Raw genomic sequence first — 23,749 nt, forward strand, 5'->3', positions numbered from 1 at the left:
TAAACTGGCGGGCATCTCCATCCATCGATGCCGCAACGCCATGACACAGCAGCCGACGATCACGCCCGCCCTCGTTTCCGCCTTCGCGCCCAGCGGTACGCTGCGCGCCTCGATCAACCTGGGCAACCCGATCCTGGCCAACAAGGACGCTGCAACCGGCGAGCCGGTGGGCGTCTCCATCGACCTGGCACGCGAATTCGCGCGGCGCCTGGGCGTGGCCGTGGAGCTGGTGGTGTTCGAAAAGGCCGCCGCATCGGTCGACGCGGTGAAGAACGAGAAGGCCGACATCGGCTTCTTCGCCATCGACCCGGCACGCAGCGAGGGGCTGCTGTTCACCGCGCCCTACGTGCTGATCGAAGGCAGCTACCTCGTGCCCGAAGCATCGGCGCTCGAGGACAACGCGCAGGTCGATGCCCAAGGCAATCGCATCTCCGTGGGCTCTGGCAGCGCTTACGACCTCTTCCTCACGCGCGAGATCAAGGCGGCCGAGATCGTTCGGCTCCAGGGCGCTGCACCTGCGCTGGCGGCCTTGCGGGCCGGCGAAGTCGAAGTGGCAGCCGGCATCCGCCAGATGCTCGAAGGCGAGGCACAGCGCGCGCCCGGCGTGCGCGTGCTGCCGGGGCGCTTCATGGTGATCCAGCAGGCCATGGGCACGCCCGCCAGCCGCGGCGCCGAAGCGCAGGCGCTGCTCGCGGCCTTCGTCGAGGAGATGAAGGCCAGCGGTTTCGTGGCCGACGCGCTGAAGCGCCATCGCATCGAAGGCGCGAGCGTGGCGCCCGCAGCCTGAACCTTCAGAGCTTGTACGCCTCCACCGGCCCGCGTGAATAGAACAGGAAGTAGCCGGTCGAGGTCTGGAAGCCGTTCTTCTGCCAGCCTGCCGGCACCTTGAAGATGCCGAGCTGCTCGCTCGCCACGCCGACGAAGGCGGTGTTCTCCTTGTCGGTGGTGATTCGGGCCCAGTGCTCGCGCGTCACGGGCTTCATCGTCATCTTCGGCTCGCTCCACTCGGCCGTGCGCACCTTGTCGCGCATCACGTAGCCGTCGCCCTGCTTCTCGATCTTGATGAGCTCCTTGAGCGCGCCGTTCTGCTTCACGGCGTAGGTGCCGACCAGTTCGGCCTCGGGCGTGCCGCCGCTGCTGCCGCTGTTCGCGCCACAGGCGGCCAGCAGCAGGGCCGTCGCCCCGGCGGCCATCCATTTCAATGCTGTGTTCATGATGGTCCTTGTCGAGAGGGCGCGCACCGCCCGCGGTACGGTCGGTGCGCGCCGGTTTCAGGCAACGCGGTTCAGCGCTTCTCGTTGTCGCGCAGCTTCAGGCTGCCCTGGAAGCGCAGCGCATGCGGGTACTCCTCCTTCTCCGCACCGGTGGCCACCGCCGCCATCTTCTGCTCGCTCACCTGCGTCTTGGCCAGCAGCGGCGCCGGCAGGTTCAGCACGCCCTTGATCTGGTCGTACTGCGCCTGCGTGATGCGGCCCACGCTCAGCAGACGGAACGCGTCGCGCTCGATGTTCAGCAGCAGCGGCTTGTTGCCCGCGAAGTTCTGCGCCTTGGCCAGCAGCGCGCTCCACGACTGGGAGCTGTAGTTGCTCACGTAGTAGTCCTGCCCGGTCGGTCCGGCCAGCACCGCCGTGCATCCCGGCAGCTCCAGCTGCGTGCTGTTGTTCGACATCACGAAGGTCTTGCGCTGCTCCATCGAGTCGCCGTAGGCCAGCGTCACGGGAATGGTCCACGTCGAGGCCGGATACAGGTTCTGGTTGGGGAACGACTCCTGCGTGATGTTCACGTAGGTGCTGTTGCCTGCGCACTGCGCGTCCACCGTGAGCAGCGGAATGCCGGTCTGGCGGATCAGGCTGTCGCCGATCTCGCTCACCTTCTTGCCGTTGCTGGCCTTCTCCAGCGAGCTCCACAGGCGCGAAGGCGTGACGTTGCCGAAGGCGTAGTCCTTCAGGTAGATGCGAAGGCCCTTCTGCATCGCCTCCTCGCCGATGTAGTTCTGGATGGTCTCCAGCACGTGGCTGCCCTTGTTGTAGACGAAGATCGACGGGCTGATGAAGCCGAACGAACCCGCGTCGTTGAGGTTGCGCTGCACCGGTACGGCCGTGTTCTTCAGGTCGGCGACGATCACGTTGTGCTTGTCCAGCACGTAGTCGGAGAAGCTGTAGTACTCGGGGTGGAACTTGATCGTGGTGCGCCTTTCGAACCAGCGCGCGAACGACTCGTTGAGCCACACGTTGTCCCACCAGTCGAGCGTGACCAGGTCACCGAACCACTGGTGCGCCACCTCGTGCGTCACCACCGTCACCGAGTACAGCGTGGGCGTGTCGCCAGGCTTGGTGAGCACCGAATCGGCGAACTCGAAGATCGAGCCCCAGTTCTCCATGCCGCCGAAGCCGGTGTTGGGCTTGTTGTTGTAGCTGTCGTTGGCCGCGACGGTGTCGAACTTCTTGAACGGCAGCGGAATGCCCGTGTAGTTGTAGTAGTAGTCCATCGACACCTTGGTCCACTCCATCGCGAACTTGGCCCAGTCGGAGCGGCCCGGCGGCGTGAACCAGCGCAGCGGCATCTCGCTGCCGTCGAGCGGGTTCTTGAACTTGTCGGCCAGGATGTCGAACTTGCCGCCGCCGAAGAAGGTCAGGTACATCGGCATCGAGGGCGTCTTCTCGAAGGCCACGCGCTGGTAGCCGTCGGGCAGCTTCGTCGCCTCCGTCTGCGCGCCGTTGGACACCGTCTTCCAGTCGCCCGGAACCTCGGCCGAGATCTCGAAGGTGTGGCGGAAGGCCGGCTCGTCCCAGCCCGGGAACCACTGCCGCGCATAGTTCGTTTCGCCCTGCGTCACGATGGCATCGCTGCTCACACCCTCGGGCGTGGAGAGGCCCACCTTGAAGATGCCCGTGGCCGCCGAGCAGAACGGGTTGCGCGCCACCTCCGCGGGCGGGCAGTACTCGGCGTCGGAGAACTGGATCTTGCCGTCCCACTCCATGTGCAGCAGGTACTTGCCCTTGGCGATCTGCCCGTCGTTCAGGCGCAGCTGCACGAAGTCGCCCAGCGTCTGCGGCGTGGGAATCAGCGGGATCGCCTCGGATGGGTTCGACACCTTGCGCAGCGTGGTGCGGCCCTTGGCGAAGTTCAGGTTGTGCGCGGCGACGACGATGGCGTCGACCGGCTTGAGCACTTCGATTTCCACGTCGCCGCGGCCCACGAAGGTCTTGAGCGCGGCATCGGGGCGGAACCACAGCTTGTAGTTGCTGGGCCAGACGGTGTCGGGCAGTTCCATCGGCTTGGCAGAACGGTCGACGGCGGCGACCGCATTGTTCGCCGAGTTGGGCACTCCATCGTCCGGCGCCTTGGCGGAAGGATCGGACACGGGAGCGGAAACGACCTGGTCCGAAGGTGCGCTGAGGCCAACGCCTGCACCGCCCAACGAAGCGCCACCACTGTCTCCGCCGCCGCCGCAAGCCGTGAGGACGGCAAGGGTCACTGCGGTGATGGCAAGATGATTGACCACGGGTGTATTGAATCTTTTCATGATCGCCTCTGAGTACTCTTGGTAAGAAGAAACATGCGCCGTCCCGCATGCGCCGGCGGATAGCCTGCGATGCGCATGACGCGCGCGGTGATGAGTGAGATGAACAACGGGGGAATCGGAAGAAACGGGCAACACGGTGCCCTCCCGGCGAACTCAGTCGTTCGTCAGGACCACACAGTCATGCAGGGTCACACCGCGCGCGAAGCGGCGGTCCCAGGATGCGAGGCGTAAGAGGTTCCATTCCCGGCAATCGCGGGGTGATGGGATGCGGAGGCGGGCTTGTAGCGCGAAGGCCTTCGTCAGTGCATGCGCATCGTCGGCGCAACGTGCTTCCGCGAAGCGGAAACGCCGCAATCCGTGTCGGCGATGGCAAGACTTGCTGCGGCTCTTGTCGTTGATTTCACGCGCATTCCCTCGTCCATTGATGTCACGCAGTTGTAGCTGATGGGCGCTGCGTGCTCAACGAATCGCGGAACTTTTCTTTCTCAAAATGTTCGCGCGCGATAGGCCGAATGGCGTCATGGCACACAACGCATGCCATGCAATACGAAGATGGTTCCGCCGCCGAAACACCTGCTCACGCAGATGACGGAAATCGGGTCGCCGCACTGTGACCCGACCACGACAGTACGAAGGTACAAGCCTTCGAAAAGCCTATGAAAGCTGTGAACCAGAGACTGTGTGCGCGCTGCGCGAGCGGTCGCGCAGCCACAGCATGAAGCCGCAGCCGAACACGACGACCTGCGTGCCGATCAAGAGCGCGAAGCCCGCGAAGAAACCGGATGCCGACGACGCCGATGCAGCGGTGCCGGCTCCTGCCCCATGCGACATCGCACCGATCACGCCGCCCATCAGCGCAGGCATGAAGCCGGCGACGAGGCTGCCCACGCCATTGGTCACGCCGAACGCGCTGGCCGTGTGCTCGGGCCGCGAGCAGTACTGCACCGTGCTCGGAATGGCCGGGCTCTGGAGGCCCCAGAAGAAGTTGGCCGCGACCAGGCAGCACGCAGCCGCATACGGGTCGTGCGCATTGATGGCCATCAGCACCGACAGCGCCACGCCCACGCTCGCGCCCATGAAGATGAATGGCACGCGCTCGCGGCCCACCTTGTCGATGAGCACGCCGCCCACGAACACGGCAAGCACGGTGGCGTACTGCGGCAGCGACGCCAGCCAGCCCATCTCGCGCATCGAGAAGCCGCGCGCCTCGCGCAGGTAGGTTGGCAGCCAGTTGCTGCTGCCCCAGAGATAGGCCAGTGCGGCGGAAGTGAGCAGCGTGATGACGAAGAGATGCCGCGTCTGCAGCGCGCCCTTCACGATGCCGCCCACGCGCGCCATCGCTTCGCCGAACGAAGAAGGCTTCACGCCGTCGGCGTGCCCCGGCGGCATGCGCACGAAGGCCAGCACCAGCGGAATGCCCAGCACGATGTTGAGCACGCCGAGCACGTGGAAGGAGCTGTCCCAGGCGAACTGCGTGAGCAGCCAGCCGACCAGCGGATAGCCGATGGCAAGCCCCAGCCCCGTGCCCATGTTGACGAAGGCATTGGGCTTGCCGTTCTCGTCGCTGCGGAAGTGCGCCTTGATGTACGCGGAAGCCAGCGAGAAGAGCGGCCCTTCCGACACGCCCAGCAGCACGCGCGACGCCAGCAGCATTCCGTAGCTGTGGAACATCGGCGAGGCCCAGGTCACCACGCCCCAGAGGATCAGCCCGTAGACCAGGCTGCGCCGCACGCCGAAGAGCGCGGAACAGAACGGCGTGAGCACGAAGGCCGACACGCCGTAGCCCAGCATGAACGCCGTCGCCAGGAAGCCCTGGCTCACGCGATCGCTGGCCGCGAGGCCCACGTGGTTCAGAAAGGCCGCGTCGGTGATGAGCACCGCGATGTTGATGCGATCCACGTAGGAGATCGCGACGATCACGAACAGCGTGATGACGCCGTACCAACGAAAGCTCTTGCCGCTGTTGTTGTTGCTGCTGCTCTGCATGGCCAGTCCTGCCGGGGTGAAGGTGATGGGGGCGCGCGCCTAGAACGTGTGGCGCATGCCGAACTCGGTGCCGCTGGAGGCACGGTTCGGCGCGGTGATCGCGCCCGAGAGGGCCTGAGATGCACCGTTGCTGTTGCTGATGCGCGCGATGGTGGCGTAGAGCGCGGTGCGCTTCGAGAGGTTGTGCACGTAGCCGATGGCCAGCTTCGACGAAGTGGGCTTCAGCAACGCACCGGCCGGCTCCACCCGATAGCGCGCATACGAGGCCTTGATCTCGCCGGGCCCGATGGGCAGCTGGAAGCCGACCAGCACGCCCTTGGCATCGGTGGTGCCCTTCGACTCCTTGTAAAGCTCGCTCGTGAGCTTGAGGTTCATGAGCGAGGCATCGAAGGTGTAGGAAGCGCCGAGGTTGGTCACGCGCAGGTCGCCGCTCGCATAGCGGGTGCGGCCCGTGGCCAGCGCGATGTTGAGCCCGCCGCTCTGGTACCCCAGGCGCGCGCCGGTGTGGTCGCCGTCGTGCCTGTTCGACACCTGCGTGCCCGGCAGCACCGAGTTCGAGTCGTTCTCGCCCATCGCGTACATCACCTGACCGTAGAAGCCGCCGAGGCTGGCCGGCAACAGGTAGCCGATGCTGTTCGAGGCGCGCGTGCCCGTCGGCGCGACAAGGCCGCCCAGGCCCGAGAAGTAGATCTGGTTGGCGCCGATGCCGCCGCCCGTGCCGAAGGGATCGAAGATGGCGGTGTTCCAGAAGGCCGGCACGTAGTCGCGGCCCAGCCGCACTTCGCCGAAGGGGCCCGCGAGGCTCACCGTGGAGCGGCGGTTGAAGCTCAGGACGCCCGCCGGCCCGTTGCCGCTGGCCTGGTTGTTGGTGTTCGACGGAAAGCCCTGTGCGCTGTCGTTCTGCAGGCCCATCTCGAGCCAGAAGTTGGCCGAGTAGCCGCCGCCCAGGTCTTCGGTGCCGCGAAAGCCGAGGCGGCTGAACATGTTGCCGCTGTTGGTCAGCTGCGTCTTGTGGGCCGAACCGGGGCCGCTGCCCTTGGTGTAGGTGACGGCCGCATCGACCACGCCGAAGAGCGTGAGGGAAGATTGGGCCAGCGCTCCGCCAGCCCCGCTGGCCGCAGCCAGCGCGATCAGGTACTTTTTCATTGATTTGTCTCGGTTGGTTTTCTTCTGTCGGCCTTCGGCCCTGTTCAGATGTCCAGCACCAGCCGCGCGCCCTTGCAGCGCGAGACGCAGATCATCATGGTCTTGTTCGACGCACGTTCGATCTTGGTGAGGATGCCGTCGTGGTGATCGACCTCGCCTTCGAGCACGGCCGTCTCGCAGGCGCCGCAGACGCCTTCCTTGCAGCTGTGGTCGGGGTTGAGGCCCGCGTCGATCAGGCTGTCGAGGATCGACTTGCCTGCCGGCACTTCCACGTTCTTTCCGCTCTTCGCGCACTCCACCACGCAGGCCTGGGCGGCGGCGCCCGCCTCCACCTGCACGGCGGCGAAGCGCTCGATGTGCGCGTTGGCGTAGCCCAGCTGCTCGCAGCTCTTCTCGAAGGCATCGAGCATCGGCGTGGGCCCGCAGCAGTAGTAGTGGCTGGCGGCGCCCTTGTCCGACAGCAGCTCCGCGAGGTCGGGCGGCGCGCCCTTCTCGTCGTCGAAGTGCCAGGTGAGCTGCACCGACTTCTCCTTCGCCAATGCCTCGATGGCATCGCAGAAGGCGGCTTCCTTGCGGGTGCGTGCGCAGTAGACGATCTCCACCGGCTTGCCGATGGCCACCAGCCGCTGCAGCATGCACCAGATGGGCGTGACGCCGATGCCGCCGGCCACGAGCACCGAGCGCTCGGCCCCCTCTTCCAGCCTGAAGTTGTTGCGCGGAGCCGAGATGGGCAGCGTCATGCCCACGCGCAGCTGCTGGTGCACGTAGCGCGAGCCGCCGCGGCTCTTGCGGTCGTTGAGCACGCCCACCACGTAGCGCTGGCGGTCGCTCGAGGGGTTGCACAGCGAGTAGCTGCGCACCAGCCCGTTGGGCAGGTGCAGGTCGATATGTGAGCCGGCCTCGAAGGCGGGGAAATCCACCGCGGGCGTGGCCGGCCGGAATTCGACGCTCACGATGCCGTCGGCCTCGTAGCGCATGGTGTGCACGAGGGCGTTGAGCGTTGGAGAAGACATGGCGATCGCTTCCCCGTCAGGCCGTTGCGGCTTCGGTCGCCTCGGCCAGTTGCGCGACCGCGAGGTTGCGCATGTGGCGACGCAGGCGAACGATGCCCAGGTCGTGCTGGTACAGGTTCTCGTGCTGGTTGGCGTCGGCTTCCATCTCTTCCAGCATCACGCGGTCCTGCTCCAGCACGTGCCAGTGGCGCGCTTCCAGGCGGTTGCGGTACAGGAAGCGCCATGTGTCGCGCTGCCAGCCCGGCTCCAGCTTGCGCACGCGCCAGAAGAAGGTGGCCGTCATGCCCTTCACGATCGGCGAGAAGGCGCCGATGATGATGAAGTTGCCGCCGGGGCCACCGGTCTTCGGATACGGGATCTCCAGGCGCATCCAGTGAATGCCCGTGTCGGCCCATTCGGTCCAGTCGAAGTTGACGTTGCGCTGGCCTTCCTTCTCGAACACGAAGCCGATGTCGGTCTGGCGGATGCCGAACTTGGCGCTCGAATCGCCCTCGGCCATCGAGTGCGACTGCTTGTGCAGGTATGTGCCGTGCATCGGGTCCATCACGTTGTCGAGCACGTAGCGGTAGTCGCCCTTCCACTCCGTGTAGCAGAGGAAGCTGCTGTACTCGGCCTCGTCGGTCAGCTGCTCGGGCAGCACCAGCGGCGGCGGCACGTCCACCGACTCCTTCGAGTTGTAGATGAACACGGCGCCCGCGCGCTCCTGCACGTGGAAGTGCCGCGTGGCCTTCGAGCCTTCGAGCTTGCAGCCGGGGCTGCCGGGCACGCGCGTGACCACGCCGTCATGGCGTACTTCGACGCCGTGGTACGGGCACGAGAGCCGGTCGCCCAGCACCACGCCCTGCGACAGCGGCGCTCCGCGGTGCGGGCAGCGGTCTTCCAGCGCGTGCAGCACGCCTTCGCCGTCGCGCCACAGCGCGATCTTGCGGCCGAGGCGGCGCAGGGAGATGGGGTTCTCCTTGATGAAGTGCGAGGGGCAGATCGGGTACCAGAGATCCTTCAGGCCGATCTCGAGCAGATGGTCGACCGGATCAGCGGGAACGGGTTGGATGGCGATGGTCATGATGTTCCTTCCTCTCAGGCCGCCAGCGCGGCCATCTCCTTGCGATACAGCTCCTCGGTCCACTGCTGGCCGCCCGGCGTGGCGAGGCCGCTGTCGTTCAGGCGCTGCACCAGGCCCGGCAGGTCGTGGATACCGTCCGCGAAGGCGCGCTCGATCACGTCGCCCAGCAGGTCTTCGTAGGTGGTCGCGGGGCGCCGGCGCGCCTGGTGCGGTTGCAGGTAGCGGTCTTGGGTTTGCATCGTGGGCCTCCGTGGGGCGGAATGAATTGAAGAATCAGGCGGCGGCCGCCATGGCCGGGGTTGCGAGCGGCGCGGCCCAGGCGTCGTAGCCGTAGACCCAGTCGGCGTTGCCGCCTTCGCGCAGCCAGTTGTTGCCGCGCGAGCCGAGCTGAACCTGGCTGGCGCGCTCGATGCGCGCTGTCTCGAAGCCTTGCAGCGCGGCAGGCACGTCGGCCATCGCCACGCCTTCGAGATGGCGCGACAGCACCACCGCGTCTTCGATGGCCATGCCCGCGCCCTGCGCCATGAAGGGCAGCATCGGGTGAGCGGCATCGCCCAGCAGCGCCATGCGGCCCTTGGTCCAGGCGGGCATCGGGTCGCGCTCGTACAGCGCGGTCTTGAGCACCGTGTCGCAGGCATCCAGCAAGGCGCGCGCCTCGGGGTGATAGGCCACGTACTGCTCGCGCAGCTCGTCGACGCTGCCCGGCGCGGTCCACGACTCGAGGTGCCAGCTGTCCTGCGGTGTGGTCGCGAAGATGAAGACGTCCTTGCCCCGGTTCAGCGGGAAGGTGACGATCTGGCTCTGCGGATTGGGGCCCCACCACTTGGTGAAGGCGCCCAGGTTGGGCACGCCAGCCACGCGCTCGGCTGGCACCACGGCGCGGTAGGCGACGATGCCGGTGAAGCGCGGGCTCTCGGCGCCGAACATCGCGGTGCGCACGCACGAGTGGATGCCGTCGGCGCCGATCAGCGCGCCGACGCGGGCGCTGGTGCCATCGGTGAAGGAGATGCTCACGCCCTTGTCGTCCGGCGCGATGGTCTCGGCCCGCTTGCCGAGCGCCACCTGTTCCGCCGGGAACATGTCGGCCAGCGCCGCCAGCAGGTCGGCACGGTGGATGGTGAGCTGCGGCGCGCCGTAGCGCTGCTCGGCGGTGTCGGCCATTTCAAGGCGCGAGGTCTCCTCGCCGGTGTCGTAGGTGCGGCTGATGCGGTGCGACGGGCGCGCTGCCGTCACGCGGGCCGCCTCGCCCACGCCGAGACCGTCGAGCGCGCGCACGGCGTTGGGCGTGAGGTTGATGTCGGCGCCGACGCGGGCGAACTGCTTCGCCTGCTCGAACACGATCACGTCGTGGCCCGCGCGCCGCAGCGCAATGGCCGCGACGAGGCCGCCGATGCCCGCGCCGACGATGCCGATGGTGGATTCGCTGGTGGTGGTCTTCATGAGTCTGTCCCCTCGTGCCTGCGCCGGCTTACTCGGCAACGATGTTGCGGGCCTTGATGATCTTTGCCCACACGGCCGTCTCGTCGTGGATGTAGGCGGCGAACTCGGCGGGCTTCATGGCCGCGTTGGTCATGCCCTGCAGCTTCAGGCGTTCGCGCACGTCGGGCTTCGAGAGCATCTCGGCCGCGTCCCTGGCGAGCTGCTCGACCACGGCGGGCGGCGTGCCCTTGGGCGCCATCAGGCCGTACCAAGAGGTCACGGTCACGCCCTGGATACCCTGCTCCGCCAGCGTCGGAATCTCCGGCGCCGCCGCGCTGCGCTTGGCCTCGGTCACGCCGATGGCGACCAGCTTGCCGTTCTTCAAAAAGGGCAGCGTCGCCGGCAGGTTGCTGAACATCAGCGGCACCGAGCCGCCGAGCACGTCGTTGAGCGCGGGCGCCGTGCCCTTGTAGGGCACGTGCAGCATGTCGATGCCGGCCTGCTGCTTGAAGAGCTCGCCCGCCAGGTGCAGGCCGCTGCCCACGCCGGGCGAGGCATACGACAGCGTGCCGGGCTTGGCCTTGGCCTGCGCCACCAGTTGCTTCGCGTCCTTGATGCCCGAGGCCGGCGACGCGACCAGCACGTTGGGCGCCTTCGCCAGCATGGTGACCGGCACGAAGTCCTTCGCCATGTCGAAGGGGAAGTTGGGCATCAGCGTCGGGTTGATGGTGACGTTGCCCGCCGGAATCACCAGCAGCGTGTGGCCGTCGCCCTTGGCGCGCTTGACCTTCTCCATGCCGATGTTGCCGGCCGCGCCGACCTGGTTGTCGACCACCGCCGCCTGGCCGTAGCGCTTGGCGAGGCCGTCGGAGAGCACGCGGGCCAGCGTGTCGACCGGACCGCCGGGCGGGAACGGCGAGATGATGGTGAAGCGCTCGCTCGAGAGCTGCTTCTGGGCCTCGCTCTGCTGCGCGTGCACCGGTGCTGCGAGCGTGAAGGCCGCCAGTGCGGCGAACAGGACGGAGAAGGAAAAACGTCGTTGCATGAGAGTCGGGGAGTTCATTTCTTTTCGGTCAGGAAGGCGCCCTTGGGGCCTTCCGCGTTCTTCTGGCGGCGCGTGTTGCCGTCGAGGCCGCCGTCCACCGCCCATTCGGCGAAGACCGTGGGGCCCGGCTCGAACTCGCGCGGCTGCCAGTCGGCGGTGAGCTGGTCTTCGTCGGCGTAGTACTCGATGAGGCCGCCCGCCGGGTTCTTGAAGTACCAGAAGTACGCCGACGACACCGGGTGGCGGCCCGGGCCGAGCTGCGTTTCCCAGCCGCGGCGCGAGAAGTGCAGCCCGCCGCCGAACACCTCGTGGATGTCGCGCACGGTGAAGGCCACATGGTTCAGCCCGCGCTTGCCCGAAGGAATCTGCAGCAGGAACAGGTCGTGGTGGCCGCCTTCGGCCGCGCAGCGCATGAAGGCGCCGCGGTTCGGATAGCTGTCGGAGCCCACGAAGCCGAAGCGTTCGGCATAGAAGGCGCTGGTGGTCTTCACGTCGCTCACGAAGAACACTACATGGCCGACCTCGATGGGCGTGGCTCGCTCGTAGATGGGCGCTGGCTGGTTGATGCGCAGCTTCGCGTTCCAGGTGTTCATGGCGCCGCAATCGACCTGCACCGCGTGCTTGCGGCTGACCTGCAGGCGCACGGCCAGGCCGTTGGGGTCGATGCAGCCGATGCGGCGCGCGCCGTCCACCGTGGTGTCGAAGAAGGCCGGGTCTTGCGCGATGGCGGCGGCGTAGCGGTCGAGGTCCGCGTCGCTCTCCACGCCCCACACCACTTCGCGCAGCGTCGGGCCCTCTTCCATCGCGGGCGGCAGGCCGGGCTTGTCCAGCGCGGCCACCACGACCTTGCAGCCATTGAGGCACTCGAAGACGAGTTCGTCGGCGGCCTCCGACTTCAGCGAAAGGCCCCAGTCCTGGAAGAACTGGCGGCATGCGGGCAGGTCGTCCGCGCCGTAGGTGATCTGGTCGATGCCAAGTACGCTCATGGTGCGGTCCTCTTCAGTTCGCCCACGGGAGCGGTTGTTCATTGGTGCCCCAGTACATGCTCTTCTGCTCCATGTACTGGAAGATGCCTTCGCGGCCCTTCTCGCGGCCCAAACCGCTGTCGCGCCAGCCGCCGAAGGGCGTGGACACGGAGAACTGCTTGTAGGTGTTGACCCAGACCGTGCCGGCCTGCACCGCGCGGCCCAGCTTCCAGGCGCGCTTGAAGTCGCGGCTCCACACGCCGGCGGCCAGCGCGTAGACGCTGTCGTTGGCCTGCGCGATCAGTTCTTCCTCGCTGTCGAAGGGCATGGCGACGAGCACCGGGCCGAAGATTTCCTCCTGGCTGATGCGGGCGCTGTTCGTCAGGCCTTCGAGGATGGTCGGCTTGTAGAAGTAGCCCCGGTCATAGCCGTCGCCGTGCGGGCGTACGCCGCCCGTGCGAATCCGGCCGCCCTCGGACACGCCGAGGTCCACGTAGCGCTCGATGCCCTCGCGATGCTTCGCGGTGATGAGCGGGCCCATCTGCGTGCGCTCCGAGGCCGGATCGCCCACGCGCAGCGCGTTGGCGCCTTCGGCCAGGCGCGTGAGGAACTCGTCGTAGATGCCGCGCGCCACGAACAGGCGCGAGCCCGCGATGCACGACTCGCCCGACGAGCTGAAGATGCCGTAGAGCACGCCGTTCACCGCATGGTCGACGTCGGCATCGTCGAGCACCATGGTCGGCGACTTGCCGCCGAGCTCGAGCGACACCGGCATCATCTTGTCGGCCGCGATGTGCGCGATGTGCTTGCCGGTGGTCGTGCCGCCGGTGAACGACACGCGCTTGACCAGCGGATGCTTGGTGATCGCGTCGCCGATCACCGAGCCCCTGCCCGGCAGCACGCTGACGATGCCCTTGGGCACGCCGGCCTTCTCGCAGATGCGCGCCAGCTCCAGCGCCATCAGCGGCGTGACCTCGGCGGGCTTCACCACCACCGCGTTGCCTGCCGCCAGCGCGGGCGCCAGCTTCTGCGCCTCGCTGGCGATGGGCGAGTTCCACGGCGTGATGGCCGCGACCACGCCCATGGGCTCGTGCACGCTCATGGTGACGAAAGCGCCGCGCGACGGCGTGATGGTTTCTTCCAGCGTCTCCAGCGCGGCAGCGAAGAACTGGAAGGTGCCGGCGGCGCTGGCCACGAGGTTGCGGGTTTCGTTGATCGGCTTGCCGTTGTCCAGGCGCTGCTTCTGCGCGAGCGATTCGGCCTCTTCGCGGATCAGTTGCGCCACCCGGTGCAGCACGGCCGCGCGCTCGTGCGGCAGGCGCTGCGCCCAGCCGCTGGTGCGGAATGCGCGGTCGGCGCCGGCAATGGCCTCTTCGACGTCGGCAAGGCTCGCGGCCTTCAGGCGCGCGATGGGCTCGCCGGTAGCCGGATACAGGCTTTCGTAGACGTCGCCACCACCCAGGCGCCATTCGCCGGCGATGCAGATCGGAAGGAGTTCGGAAGAAATCATGGAGCTACTCAGATAGCAAGCGCGGCGACGCGGTTGCGCAGCGCGCGCACGGCGCTGTACACGGTCAGCGCGGATGTCTTGGGATTGGCCGCGAGCGGCTTGTTGCGCATGGTCAGCTCGAAGCTGCCGAAGGCGCCTTCGGCTTCGACGGTGTGCACGTTCTCGGCGGTGGCCGGATCGGCGATGAGGCGAACCATCGTCCTGTCGAGCCCCAGCCCCGCGAGCGAGACGGTGGCCGCGACGTTGGCGTTCTTCGGGTAGAGCAAGGCCGCTTCGCGCGCGCTGCCTTCGAAGATCACGGTTTCCTGCGCCAGCGCGCCGAGGTCGCGCCCCTGCTCGGCCGGCGTGCCCTTCCAGGCCTGCGGCGGCTTGCGGCCGGTGTAGCGCACGCTGTCGAGGCCGCCGATGCGGGCGGCGGCGAGCGCGTCGATGGCGCCGATGGCGCCCGGAATCAGCTGCACCTGCGTCTTGCCGGCGATGGCCGCGGCTTCGAGCTTCTCGGCGAAGCCGGCGGCCGACAGCGCGCCGACCGAGGCGACCACGCAGGGCGTGCCGCGTGCCAGCGCAGGCAACACGTGCTGCTCGATGGCGGCATGGCCCGCGGTCTCGACCACGAGGTCGATGCCGGCGGCAGGCAATGCGCTGCCCACCTGCGCGTCGGGTGCCGCCTTCTGCGCGGCGGCAACGGCGTCGGCGGGCACGACGACAGCCACCACCTTCAGGGCGGGATCGCCGCGGAGCAGTTCGAGCACCGAGGTGCCGATGGCTCCGCAGCCGACGAGTGCGATGCGCGTGGGGGTGGACATGGAACGGGCTTCGCTCACTTGCCGGCCGTGCCGAGCGCCGGGATCTGCGTGACCGTGTTGGTCGGCGGGCCGGCGAAGGTGGTCTTGAAGCTGCCGATCGAGAGCATGTCGATCTCCAGCAGGAACGGGCCTTCGCTCGCCAGCGCCTCGCCGAGGCGGGCGGGCAGGTCCGCCAGGTCCTGCACGCGGGCATGCGGCAGCGCGATCGACTTGCACAGCAGGTCGTAGTCGGGCGTGTGCAGCTCGGCATAGCACTGGCGGCCGCCGTACTGCGCGTCCTGGATGTTCTTGATGACGCCGTAGCTCTTGTCGTTCATGAGCACGATCACCATGGGCGCCTTCTCCTGCACCATGCAGGCCAGCTCGCCCAGGTTCAGGATGAAGCCGCCGTCGCCGGCCAGGCAGAAGGTCTTGCGGCCCGAGCCGGTCACCGCCGCGCCGATGGCGGCGCCGATGGCCATCGGCATGCCCTGGCCGATGCCGCCGCCCGTGGCGTGCACGCCGGCGCTCGGTTCGAAGACGCGCAGCTCGCGATTGCCCCAGGTGCTGTTGGAGACGGTCACGTCGCGCACCCAGTTGAAGTTTCGGCCAGCCGCAGACTGGAGCTGGCGCACGAGTTCGGCGTACGGGCCGAGGCCGTCGCGCAGCGCCGCGACCGCCTGGTCATGCGCGGCGCGCAGGTCGACCAGCAGCTGCGGGTCGGCCTTGTACTTGGCGGCTTCGAGGCGGTCGGCCAGGCCTTCGAGGGCCAGCGCGGAATCGCCGCAGACGAAAGCTTCGGACGCGTAGCAGCGGCCTTCGGCTGCGGCGTCGGCGTCGATGCGGTACAGCGGGCGGGGCAGCTTCAGTTCGTACTTGAGCGTCTCGTTGCCGCGCAGGCGCGAACCGACCACGAGCATCGCGTCGCAGGTCTGGTACAGGGCCTCGACCGGCTTCTGGATGTTGTAGGCGCCGAGCGAACCGGCGTCGTCCTCGGGCACCGTGCCGCGGCCCTGCGTCGTGGTGACGACGCCGAAGCCGAGCTTCTGCAGGCGCTGGATGGCGGCGCGGGCGTGGCGGGCACCGCCGCCGACCCACAGCATCGGGCGGCGGGCAACGGCGAGGCGCGCGGCCAGCGCGTCGAGTGCGGCGGCGGACGGCACCGGGCGCTCGATGGGCAGCGGCGACAGGTCGGCCGGCATGGTGGTCAGCGCCGACTGGATGTCGATCGGGATCTCGACGCTGACCGGGCCGGTCGGCGCCGTCAGCGCGAGCTGCACCGCGCGCTTGAGCGTGCCGAGCACCGTCTCGACGCTGCGCACGCGCAGCGCGGCCTTCGACACGGCCTTGAGCATGGTGAGCTGGTCGGGCGCCTCGTGGATGTACGACATGCCCTTGTCGAGGTACGGCGTCTCGATCTGCCCGGTGATGTGCAGCAGCGGCGCGCCGGCCGTCAGGGCCTCGACCATGCTGCCCGCGATGTTGCCCGCGGCAGGCCCCGTGCTGGTGATGCACACGCCCAGGCTGGCGGTGGAGCGTGCGTAGGCGTCGGCCATGTTGCCCGCGCCGGCCTCGCCCCTCGCCGAGATGAAACGCACCGTGCCGCGCTGCGCGAAGGCATCGAGGATCGGCATGTTGTGGATCGAGATCACGCCGAAGGCCGCCTTGACGCCGCACTGTTCGAGAAAGGCGGCGACGACGGCGCCGACGGTGACGGTGTTGCTGGGGTTATGCATGGCGTGACAGGCCTCCGGAAATGTCGATGTGGCTGCCCGTCGTGTACGACGCGAGGGGCGAAGCGAGGAAAAGGATCGCGCGAGCGGCTTCGGATGGAAGCCCCAGGCGACCCAGCGGGATGTGCTTGTTCTTCGCGAGCTGGCCGCTCCATGCGGCCCAGTCGAGCGACTTGTCTTCGCGCGCCTCGAAGCGGCGGCGCCACTGGCCCGACTCCACGAGTCCGATCAGAATGCCGTTGACGCGCACGCCCTGCGGCGCGAATTCGGTGGCCATCGAGCGCACGAGGTTCAGCAGGCCGGCACGCGCGGCCGAGGTGGCGACCATGTGCGGCTCGGGCTGGCGCGCCAGCAGCGAGTTGGCGCAGACGATGGAGGCATCTCCCAGCACCGCGCGCTGCGCGGTGAGTTGCGGCAGGAAGGCGCGCGTGGGGTTGATGACGGAGAAGAATTTCAGGTTGAGCTCTTCGGTCCAGGCCTTGTCGTCGGTGTCGGCGAAGGTGGAGACACGGCCCTGCCCCGCGTTGTTGACCAGCATCGAGGCCGGGCCGAGCGCGGCTTCGCTGGCGGCTGCGAAGGAGCGGACCGAGGCGGCGTCGAGCACGTCGCAAGGCTGGGCGAACAGCTTCGCGTCCGGGAACTGCCTGCGCAGGCCGGCCACGGCGCCGTCGAGCCGTTCGGCATTGCGACCGCACAGCGCGACCGCGGCGCCGCAGCCGAGCAGCAGCTCGACGGTGGCCAGGCCGATGCCCGACGAACCGCCCGTGACCACGGCCACGCGGCCGGCCAGCGCATCGGCGGCAAAGAAAGAGGAAGGAAGAGCCTGGTCTGTCATGGTTTCAGGGTCATGCGGAGCGAAGCGGCACCACCTTGGCGGTGCGCGCAGGCGAGTAATTGAGCAGCCCGGAGATCTCGTCGGCCGTGACGCGCACGCGCTGCACCATCTCGTCGATGCGGCTTTCCTCGATGTGGCTGGCGGTGACGGTGGCGCCCAGGGCGGCAACGATATGGCCGCTGTGGTCGCGCACCGGCGCGGCGATGCTCGAGATGTTCGATTCGAAGAAGCCCTCGCCCAGCACGTAGCCGCGCTGGCGGTCGGCCTGCACCATGTCGAAGAGCTCGTTCACGGTCTTAGGAGTGCTCGGCGAGAAGGTCTCGAGCTTTTCTTCGGGGTAGAGCGCGCGCAGCTGCGGCAGCGTGAGGTCTTCGAGCAGGATGCGGCCCAGCACCGTGGCATGGGCCGGCAGCCGCGTGCCCACGGTGACCGAGCTGGCGAAGGGCGTGGGCGGCGCCACCTTGGCGACGTAGACGATGGAGCGGCCGTCGCGCACCACCAGGTTGCAGGGCGTGCGCAGCTCGTCGCACAGGCGGTTGAGCAGCGGCGTGCCGAGCTGGGTGAGTTCCAGCGAAGCGAGGTATTCGAAGCCCAGGCGCAGCACGGCCAGGCCCAGGCGGTAGTCGCGCCCGCCTTCGGTGCGCTCGAGGAAGCCCATGTTCTCCAGCGTGGTGAGCAGGCGGAAGACGGTGGAGCGCGGCAGGTCGAAGCGGCGCGCCAGCTCGGGCGCGGAGAGCGTGCGGCTTTCGCGGCTGAACTCGCACAGCACGCGCAGTCCGCGCTCCAGCGCGGGTACGTTGTAGCGGTCGGCGCCCTCTTCCATCGCTTCGTTGCCGTCGTTGTTGTTGGCCATGCCAGTGGTTCCTTCCTCGGATGTCTCTGTGTGGGTTGCGGTCAGCCGGCGATCGATTCGCGCAGCAGCTTGGCGACGGCCTGTGGTTGCTCCACATAGCCGGCGTGGCCCGCATCGTCCACCAATTCGAGCCGCACTCCGCACCTGCGCGCGACTTCTTCGCAGGCCGACGGCGGCGTGACCACGTCGAGCGCGCCGCAGGCCACGCGCACCGGCATGGGCGGCGGCAGGTCCGACAGCAGGTCGGCGTTGCACAGCAGCTCGATGGCCTGGCGATAGCCGCGGTCGTTCAGGCGCCCCATGTTCCAGCGCACCCACTGGCGGGCGTGGCCGGTGGCCTTATCGGAAACCAGCCGGCCGGAGCGCTTCGCGGCCATGCCGGCGATGCCGAGTTCGTCGAGCGTGGCAAGGCGCTCGGTGCGGACCTTGGCGCGGGCTTCCGCGCGGGAAGCCGCGCCATAGCCGATGGCCGGGCTGACGAGCACGAGGCGACGGATGCGCGAATCGCTGCGCGCGGCCGACGCTGCGGTAATGGCACCGAGCGAATGACCGACCAGCACGCACGAGTCGATTTCCAGCGCATCGAGCAAGGCGCCCAGGCGTGCCGCGTAGTCGGCAGCGGCCGGCGAGTCGACCTCGAGCGGCGTCGAACAGCCGTAGCCCGGCGCGTCCCACGCGATCACGCGGGCCTGCGGCGCGAGCAACGCGGCGGTGTCGATCCAAGACGCGGCGCCCGAGCCGATGCCGTGCAGGCACACGACGGCCGGGCCCTGCCCGCACTCGCGCACCGACACCACGGCGCCGCCACCGACCGCGACATCGCGGGCCGGAAAGTCGGCGTCGAGCCGTGCCAGCTTGGAGGCCGGCAGGGTCAGTGCATCGGATGCGGCGGCGTTGCTCATGGCCAGCCCGTTCAGCGCTTGATCTTCGCGAGGGGGTGATCGGCCGGATAGGTCGGCGTCACCGGCTTCTTCGCGCCGAGCATCACGCACATCAGCGCGTCCTCGTCGCCGATGTTGATCTCTTCTCGGTACACGCCGGGCGGCACCGAGATCAGGTCGCGGTCGGTCATGATGGTCTCGAAGCGCTCGCCGTCCTTCTCGATCACCACCTTGAGCTTGCCGCGGATCAGGAAGAACACTTCTTCCACGTCGGTGTGCAGGTGCGGCGGGCCTTCGTGGCCGGCGGGGATCACCATGGTCGAGAAGGTGAAGTGCTCGGCGGGCACGGTGTTGACGTCCTTCGCGACGCCGGTGCCGCCGGTGCCCACGTAGCGCATCTGGGCGCGGCGGAACTTGGGGTCGAAGTCGGCCTGGAACTTTAGCGCGTCCCAGTCGTACTTGCGGGTTTCGTAGCGCGCGATGCGGGTGTTCATCCACTCCGCGAGGCTGCTGCCTTCGGGCTGCGCCAGGCTGCTGGCGGCGGTTTCGTTGATCTTCTGCTGTTCGGACAGATCGCTCATCGGGTTCACTCCTTGGTCGGAAAAATCGGGGCGTGCTTTCAGTGCATCGCAAAGCCGCCGTTGACGGCCAGCAACTGGCCCGTCACGAAGCGCGCGAGGCCGGAAAGCAGGAAGACGGTGGCGCCGCACACGTCGGCGGCCTGCTGCTCGCGCGGAATGGCGCGGCCTTCGAGGTATTTCTGGTGGCGCGCCATCGGCACGTATTCGGTGGCTTCCACCAGCGTGAGGCCGGGCGCCACGGCGTTGACGGTGATGTTGTCGCCGCCCCATTCGCGCGCCAGCGAGCGCGTCATGGAAATGACGGCGCCCTTGCTCGACGCATAGGCCAGCAGGTTGGGCGCACCCCACAGGGCGGTGTCGGAGGCGAGGTTGACGATGGTGCCGCGGCCGCTCTCGGCCAGCGCGGCGCGGCAGGCGCGGCCCATGAGCCAGCTGCCGCGCACGTTGACGTTCATCACGCGGTCCCACATGTCGATCTCGAGCTGGTGCGCGTCCTTGCCGCCCGAGTTGGTGATGGCCGCGTTGTTGACGAGCCCGTCGAGGCCGCCGAGCAGGCGGATCGCCTCGTCGGCGCAAGCCACGATGGAACCCGGATTCGACAGGTCGACCGGCAGCGCGTGGGCATTGCGGCCGGCGTCGCGCAGCGCCTTCGCCTCGGTCTCGGCCAGCTCGCCGAGGATGTCGGCCAGCACCACGCTCGCGCCCGCGGCGGCGATGCACTGCGCGAAGGCGAGGCCCAGGCCGCGTGCGCCGCCGGTCACGAGTACGCGGCGGCCGGCCAGCAGGTTGGCGGGCAATTCGGCCAGCAGCGCCTGCAGGCTGGACGGGTCGGCGATGGCTTTGAGTTCGGTCATGAGAGTGAGGTGCGTGGATCGGTCGTGCAGGTCAGTCGGCCTGGATGCCGAGCTCCTTGATGACCTTGCCGAAGCGCGCGTAGTCGGCGGCGTTGGTCTTGCCGAGCACGTCGGCGTCGCCGCCCACGGGCGTGGTGCCGAGCACGGCCATGCGCGAGACGATCTCGGGCATCTTCAGGATCTCGTTGAAGTGGCCGTTGAGCGTCTTCACGATCTCGGGCGGCAGGTTGCGCGGGCCCCAGAGGCCGTTCCAGGCGGTCACCTCGACATCCTTGTAGCCCTGCTCGGCCAGCGTCGGCACGTTGGGCGCGAGCGGCGAGCGCTGGGCCGAGGCCACGGCCAGCGGGCGCAGCTTGCCGTTGGCGAGGTATGGCGCCACGGGGCCCAGCGTGATGAAGGTGACGGGCACGTGGCCGCCCAGCACGTCGTTGATGGCCGGTGCCACGCCCTTGTAGGGCACATGCGCGAGGCTGGCGCCCGAGGCGCGGGCGAACATCTCGCCGAGGATGTGCATCGGCGAGCCGCTGCCCGGGCTCGCGTAGCTCAACGACTTGCCGCCCTTGCCGGCCGCCACGGCGTCCTTCAGCCCGGCCAAGCCGCTGTTGCCGCCAGACACCAGGAACAGCGGCTGGCTGCCCGTCTGCACGATGGGCGTGAAGCCGTTCAGCACGTCGTAGCCCGAGCCGTTGGTCTTCAGCACCAGCTGCGCGATCGAGAAGGTGCTGGGCGCGAGCAGCAGCGTGTAGCCGTCGGGCGTGGCTTTCGACACATAGGCGCTGCCGATGATGCCGCTGGCGCCGGGGCGGTTGTCGACCACCACGGGCTGGCCGACGCGCGTCGACAACTTTTCGGCGAAGAGCCGGGCCAGCGCGTCGGTGTCGCCACCGGCCGGATAGGCAACGACCAGCGTGATCGGCTTGGCCGGGTAGCTGTCGGCTGCCCAGGCGAGTCCAGAGGCGCAAGCGGCGGCCATGGAAATGGCAGCGGCGATGGCATGGCGGCGTGTCTGTTTCATCGTGTCCGTTCGATCGGGTTTTGTTTCACTAAAGAAACAACGATTTATTAATGGAACGCCATGAAGAATATCGAAGAAGACAACTTCATGACTAAGGGAAAACCCGAATCCCTGTGTCACAACGAAAACAGGGCGGCCTTTTGGGGCCGCCCTGCGTTGGCGTGAGGGAGGAGGAAGCGTCAGCCGCCGTAGCGCGCCACGGTGAGGCCTTCCATGTCGATGCCGGGCGCCCTGCCCGCGATCAGGTCTGCCATCACGCGGCCGGTGCCGGCGGCCATGGTCCAGCCGAGGGTGCCGTGGCCGGTGCTCAGCAGCAGGTTGGGAACGCGGGTGGCGCCGATCACCGGCGTGCCGTCGGGCGTCATGGGGCGCAGGCCGGTCCAGAAGGAGGCGTCGCGCACGTTGCCGCCTCGCGGGAAGAGATCGGTCACGACGTGCTCGAGCGTGTCGCGTCGGCGCTCGTTAAGTTGCAGGTCGAAGCCAGAGAGCTGCGCGGTGCCGCCCACGCGGATGCGGTCGCCCAGGCGCGTGACCGCCACCTTGAAGGTCTCGTCCATCACGGTGGATTCGGGCGCGCCGCCGGCATCGGTGATGGGCACGGTGATCGAGAAGCCCTTGACCGGGTACACCGGCAGCCGGATCCCCAACGGCCTGACCAGCGCGGGCGAGTAGCTGCCGAGCGCGACCACATAGCGCTCGGCGGTGAAGCTGCCCGCGTCGGTGCGCACCGCCGTCACGCCCCTGGCCGCATCGTGCTCGAGAGCCTGGATGTTCACGCCGAACCTGAACTTCACGCCCTCGGCTTCAGCCAGCTTCGCCAGCGCCTGCGTGAACTTGAAGCAGTCGCCGGTCTCGTCGCCCGGCAAGCGCAGGCCGCCGACGAACTTGCCCTTCACCGCCGCGAGCGCGGGCTCGTACTGCACGCAGCCTTCGCGGTCGAGCAACTGGTAGGGCACGCCGGAGGCCTGGAGCACTTCGACGTCCTTCGAGGTGCCGTCGAGCTGCTGCTGCGTGCGAAACAACTGCAGCGTGCCCTGCATGCGCTCGTCGTAGGCGATGCCGGTGTCGGCGCGCAGCGCCTTCAGGCAATCGCGGCTGTATTCGGCGAGCCGCACCATGCGGCTCTTGTTGATCTCGTAGCGCGCCTGCGTGCAGTTGCGCAGCATCGCGAGACCCCAGCGCCACATGGCCGGATCGAGCATGGGCTTGATGACCAGCGGGCTGTGCTGCATCAGCATCCACTTGACGGCCTTGATCGGCACGCCGGGCGCGGCCCACGGCGCCGAGTAACCGGGAGAAACCTCACCCGCATTGGCGAAGCTGGTTTCGAGCGCGGGCGCCGGCTGGCGCTCCAGCACCGTCACCTCGTGACCGGCACGCGCGAGGTAGTACGCGATCGAGGTGCCGATGACGCCACTGCCGAGAATCAGGACCTGCATGAGAACAACCCCTTGAAAGCTGCCGTGACGCAGCCGAGGGTACAGGGCCGGACGCTACAGGCCCAGCGCGTCCTGCAATTGCCGTGCCGTCCAGCGCTTCGGCTGTTGCGGCCACGCCTCGAGCAGCGCGACCATGCGCGCGTTGCGCGGCGCGCTCAGGCCGTGCTCCTGCGCGAGGCGCACCACCTCGCCGCTGAGCGCGTCGATCTCGGTGCGACGGCCAAGTGCAAGGTCGTCGGCCATGCTGGAACGAGCCTTGGCGTCGATGCGCAGCATGCGCGCCGCGACGATGCGGAAGATCCAGTCCGGCAGCCGCAGCAGGCTCACCAGCCTGTGCGCCGGCACCGCCGCGACCTGCGCCGGCGCGATGCCCGCGACGTTGAGGATGCCCAGCGCCTCGTCGATCAGCGACGCGAAGCAGCGGCGGTAGCCGCGCTGCATCAGTTCATCGCGCAGCGGCAGGCCCGAGAGCGCGTTGACCGGGTTGTTGAGATTGAGCATGAGCTTGCCCCACTGCACGGGCAGCAGGTCGGCATGCAGGTCGAGCGGCACGCCGGCGCGCTCGAAGATGGGAAGCCAGGGGCGCAGCGCCGCATCGTCCTCGGCGGCCAGCCGGCCGCCGGTGCCGCGGTGGAAGGCGCCCGGGCCGATCTCGGCCACGTTGTAGGGCACCATGCCGGCGCGCACATTGAGCGAAGGGCCGGTCTGCGCGGCGGCCGCGCAGTTGGAAATGCCGTTCTGCAGCGAGATCACCGCGGTGCCCGCCGGCAGCGCGAAGGCCAGCTCGCCCGCGGCCTCGGCGGTGGCGCCACTCTTCACGCACAGCAGCACCAGCGAAGGCCGCGCACCGGCGGGAACCTGCCCGCACAGGCGCAGCTTGTCGGCAGGCAGCGTGTGCTTCGCTCCATCGATGTCGGTGAGCGTCAGGCCATGCCTGGCGAGCTTCTCGAGCACGCGCGGACGGCCGACGAAGGTGACGAGCACGCCCGCCGCCGCAAGGCTCCCGCCGATGAAGCACCCGATGGTGCCGGCCCCCATCACAAGCACTTCACCGGGGATCGCGTCTGGCATGAAGTGCTTGTGCTTTCTTTTCGTCTTGG

The 23,749-nt window shown here is 68.2% G+C and carries 23 protein-coding genes; 2 read left to right on the forward strand and 21 right to left on the reverse strand.

The genetic code is table 11. From position 1 onward, the window contains the following. The first annotated feature begins 40 nt into the window (after positions 1-40). Positions 41-787 (forward strand): transporter substrate-binding domain-containing protein, encoded by a 747-nt coding sequence (locus SFB74_RS19145; RefSeq protein WP_432725830.1) that lies wholly within the window; start codon positions 41-43, stop codon positions 785-787. A 4-nt stretch (positions 788-791) separates the two neighbouring features. Here SFB74_RS19145 and SFB74_RS19150 read toward each other — a convergent pair whose 3' ends face one another. Then, the gene (locus SFB74_RS19150) at positions 792-1,214 is read right to left on the reverse strand and encodes a hypothetical protein (RefSeq protein ID WP_432725831.1); all 423 of its coding nucleotides are present in this window, start codon (positions 1,212-1,214) and stop codon (positions 792-794) included. A gap of 71 nt (positions 1,215-1,285) precedes the next feature. Then, positions 1,286-3,526, reverse strand: coding sequence for a M1 family metallopeptidase (locus SFB74_RS19155; protein WP_432725832.1), 2,241 nt, complete (start codon positions 3,524-3,526; stop codon positions 1,286-1,288). 306 nt (positions 3,527-3,832) lie between these two features. On the opposite strand from SFB74_RS19155, the gene SFB74_RS19160 reads away from it, so the two are divergent. Continuing rightward, positions 3,833-3,967: a hypothetical protein gene (locus tag SFB74_RS19160; RefSeq protein WP_432725833.1), complete on the forward strand. Its 135-nt coding sequence runs from the start codon at positions 3,833-3,835 to the stop codon at positions 3,965-3,967. A 213-nt stretch (positions 3,968-4,180) separates the two neighbouring features. Here the strand turns inward: SFB74_RS19160 and SFB74_RS19165 are convergent, their stop codons facing one another. The 19 genes from SFB74_RS19165 to SFB74_RS19255 form a co-directional block, all read right to left on the reverse strand. Further along, complete coding sequence (locus tag SFB74_RS19165; protein WP_432725834.1) at positions 4,181-5,512, reverse strand: MFS transporter; 1,332 nt, start codon at positions 5,510-5,512, stop codon at positions 4,181-4,183. A 39-nt stretch (positions 5,513-5,551) separates the two neighbouring features. Next, on the reverse strand, positions 5,552-6,658 hold the full coding sequence (locus SFB74_RS19170; RefSeq protein WP_432725835.1) for a porin: 1,107 nt from the start codon (positions 6,656-6,658) through the stop codon (positions 5,552-5,554). Between the two features lie 44 nt (positions 6,659-6,702). Further along, positions 6,703-7,671, reverse strand: coding sequence for a PDR/VanB family oxidoreductase (locus SFB74_RS19175; protein WP_432725836.1), 969 nt, complete (start codon positions 7,669-7,671; stop codon positions 6,703-6,705). Between the two features lie 16 nt (positions 7,672-7,687). Then, positions 7,688-8,734 (reverse strand): Rieske 2Fe-2S domain-containing protein, encoded by a 1,047-nt coding sequence (locus SFB74_RS19180; protein ID WP_432725837.1) that lies wholly within the window; start codon positions 8,732-8,734, stop codon positions 7,688-7,690. Positions 8,735-8,748: 14 nt separating this feature from the next. Then, entirely contained in the window at positions 8,749-8,973 is a 225-nt protein-coding gene (locus tag SFB74_RS19185) for a recombinase-like helix-turn-helix domain-containing protein (protein ID WP_019652127.1), read from the reverse strand. A 34-nt stretch (positions 8,974-9,007) separates the two neighbouring features. Next, complete coding sequence (locus SFB74_RS19190; RefSeq protein ID WP_432725838.1) at positions 9,008-10,174, reverse strand: FAD-dependent monooxygenase; 1,167 nt, start codon at positions 10,172-10,174, stop codon at positions 9,008-9,010. 28 nt (positions 10,175-10,202) lie between these two features. Further along, complete coding sequence (locus SFB74_RS19195; RefSeq protein ID WP_432725839.1) at positions 10,203-11,198, reverse strand: Bug family tripartite tricarboxylate transporter substrate binding protein; 996 nt, start codon at positions 11,196-11,198, stop codon at positions 10,203-10,205. Between the two features lie 14 nt (positions 11,199-11,212). Further along, positions 11,213-12,184: a VOC family protein gene (locus SFB74_RS19200; RefSeq protein ID WP_432725840.1), complete on the reverse strand. Its 972-nt coding sequence runs from the start codon at positions 12,182-12,184 to the stop codon at positions 11,213-11,215. 13 nt (positions 12,185-12,197) lie between these two features. Next, positions 12,198-13,673, reverse strand: coding sequence for an aldehyde dehydrogenase (locus tag SFB74_RS19205; RefSeq protein ID WP_432725841.1), 1,476 nt, complete (start codon positions 13,671-13,673; stop codon positions 12,198-12,200). A gap of 8 nt (positions 13,674-13,681) precedes the next feature. Continuing rightward, positions 13,682-14,479 carry an aspartate dehydrogenase gene (locus SFB74_RS19210; RefSeq protein WP_432725842.1) on the reverse strand — a complete coding sequence of 266 codons (798 nt, stop codon included), beginning with the start codon at positions 14,477-14,479 and terminating at the stop codon, positions 13,682-13,684. A gap of 14 nt (positions 14,480-14,493) precedes the next feature. After that, positions 14,494-16,194 carry a thiamine pyrophosphate-binding protein gene (locus SFB74_RS19215; protein WP_432725843.1) on the reverse strand — a complete coding sequence of 567 codons (1,701 nt, stop codon included), beginning with the start codon at positions 16,192-16,194 and terminating at the stop codon, positions 14,494-14,496. Next, entirely contained in the window at positions 16,187-17,026 is an 840-nt protein-coding gene (locus tag SFB74_RS19220; RefSeq protein ID WP_432725844.1) for an SDR family oxidoreductase, read from the reverse strand. The genes SFB74_RS19215 and SFB74_RS19220 overlap by 8 nt, the downstream gene beginning before the upstream one ends. 10 nt (positions 17,027-17,036) lie before the next feature. Then, positions 17,037-17,879, reverse strand: coding sequence for an IclR family transcriptional regulator (locus SFB74_RS19225; protein WP_432725845.1), 843 nt, complete (start codon positions 17,877-17,879; stop codon positions 17,037-17,039). Positions 17,880-17,920: 41 nt separating this feature from the next. Beyond that, on the reverse strand, positions 17,921-18,781 hold the full coding sequence (locus SFB74_RS19230) for an alpha/beta fold hydrolase (protein WP_432725846.1): 861 nt from the start codon (positions 18,779-18,781) through the stop codon (positions 17,921-17,923). 11 nt (positions 18,782-18,792) lie between these two features. Next, the gene (locus SFB74_RS19235; protein WP_093200616.1) at positions 18,793-19,341 is read right to left on the reverse strand and encodes a cupin domain-containing protein; all 549 of its coding nucleotides are present in this window, start codon (positions 19,339-19,341) and stop codon (positions 18,793-18,795) included. A gap of 38 nt (positions 19,342-19,379) precedes the next feature. After that, positions 19,380-20,195: an SDR family oxidoreductase gene (locus SFB74_RS19240; protein ID WP_432725847.1), complete on the reverse strand. Its 816-nt coding sequence runs from the start codon at positions 20,193-20,195 to the stop codon at positions 19,380-19,382. 31 nt (positions 20,196-20,226) lie between these two features. Next, complete coding sequence (locus SFB74_RS19245) at positions 20,227-21,210, reverse strand: Bug family tripartite tricarboxylate transporter substrate binding protein (protein ID WP_432725848.1); 984 nt, start codon at positions 21,208-21,210, stop codon at positions 20,227-20,229. A gap of 179 nt (positions 21,211-21,389) precedes the next feature. Next, positions 21,390-22,649, reverse strand: coding sequence for a D-amino acid dehydrogenase (locus SFB74_RS19250; RefSeq protein WP_432725849.1), 1,260 nt, complete (start codon positions 22,647-22,649; stop codon positions 21,390-21,392). Positions 22,650-22,703: 54 nt separating this feature from the next. Beyond that, positions 22,704-23,720, reverse strand: a complete 1,017-nt coding sequence (locus SFB74_RS19255; protein WP_432725850.1) for a 2-dehydropantoate 2-reductase — start codon at positions 23,718-23,720, stop codon at positions 22,704-22,706. Positions 23,721-23,749 lie beyond the last annotated feature (29 nt).

The organism is Variovorax xiamenensis (assembly GCF_050916385.1).
Lineage (GTDB): Bacteria > Pseudomonadota > Gammaproteobacteria > Burkholderiales > Burkholderiaceae_C > Variovorax.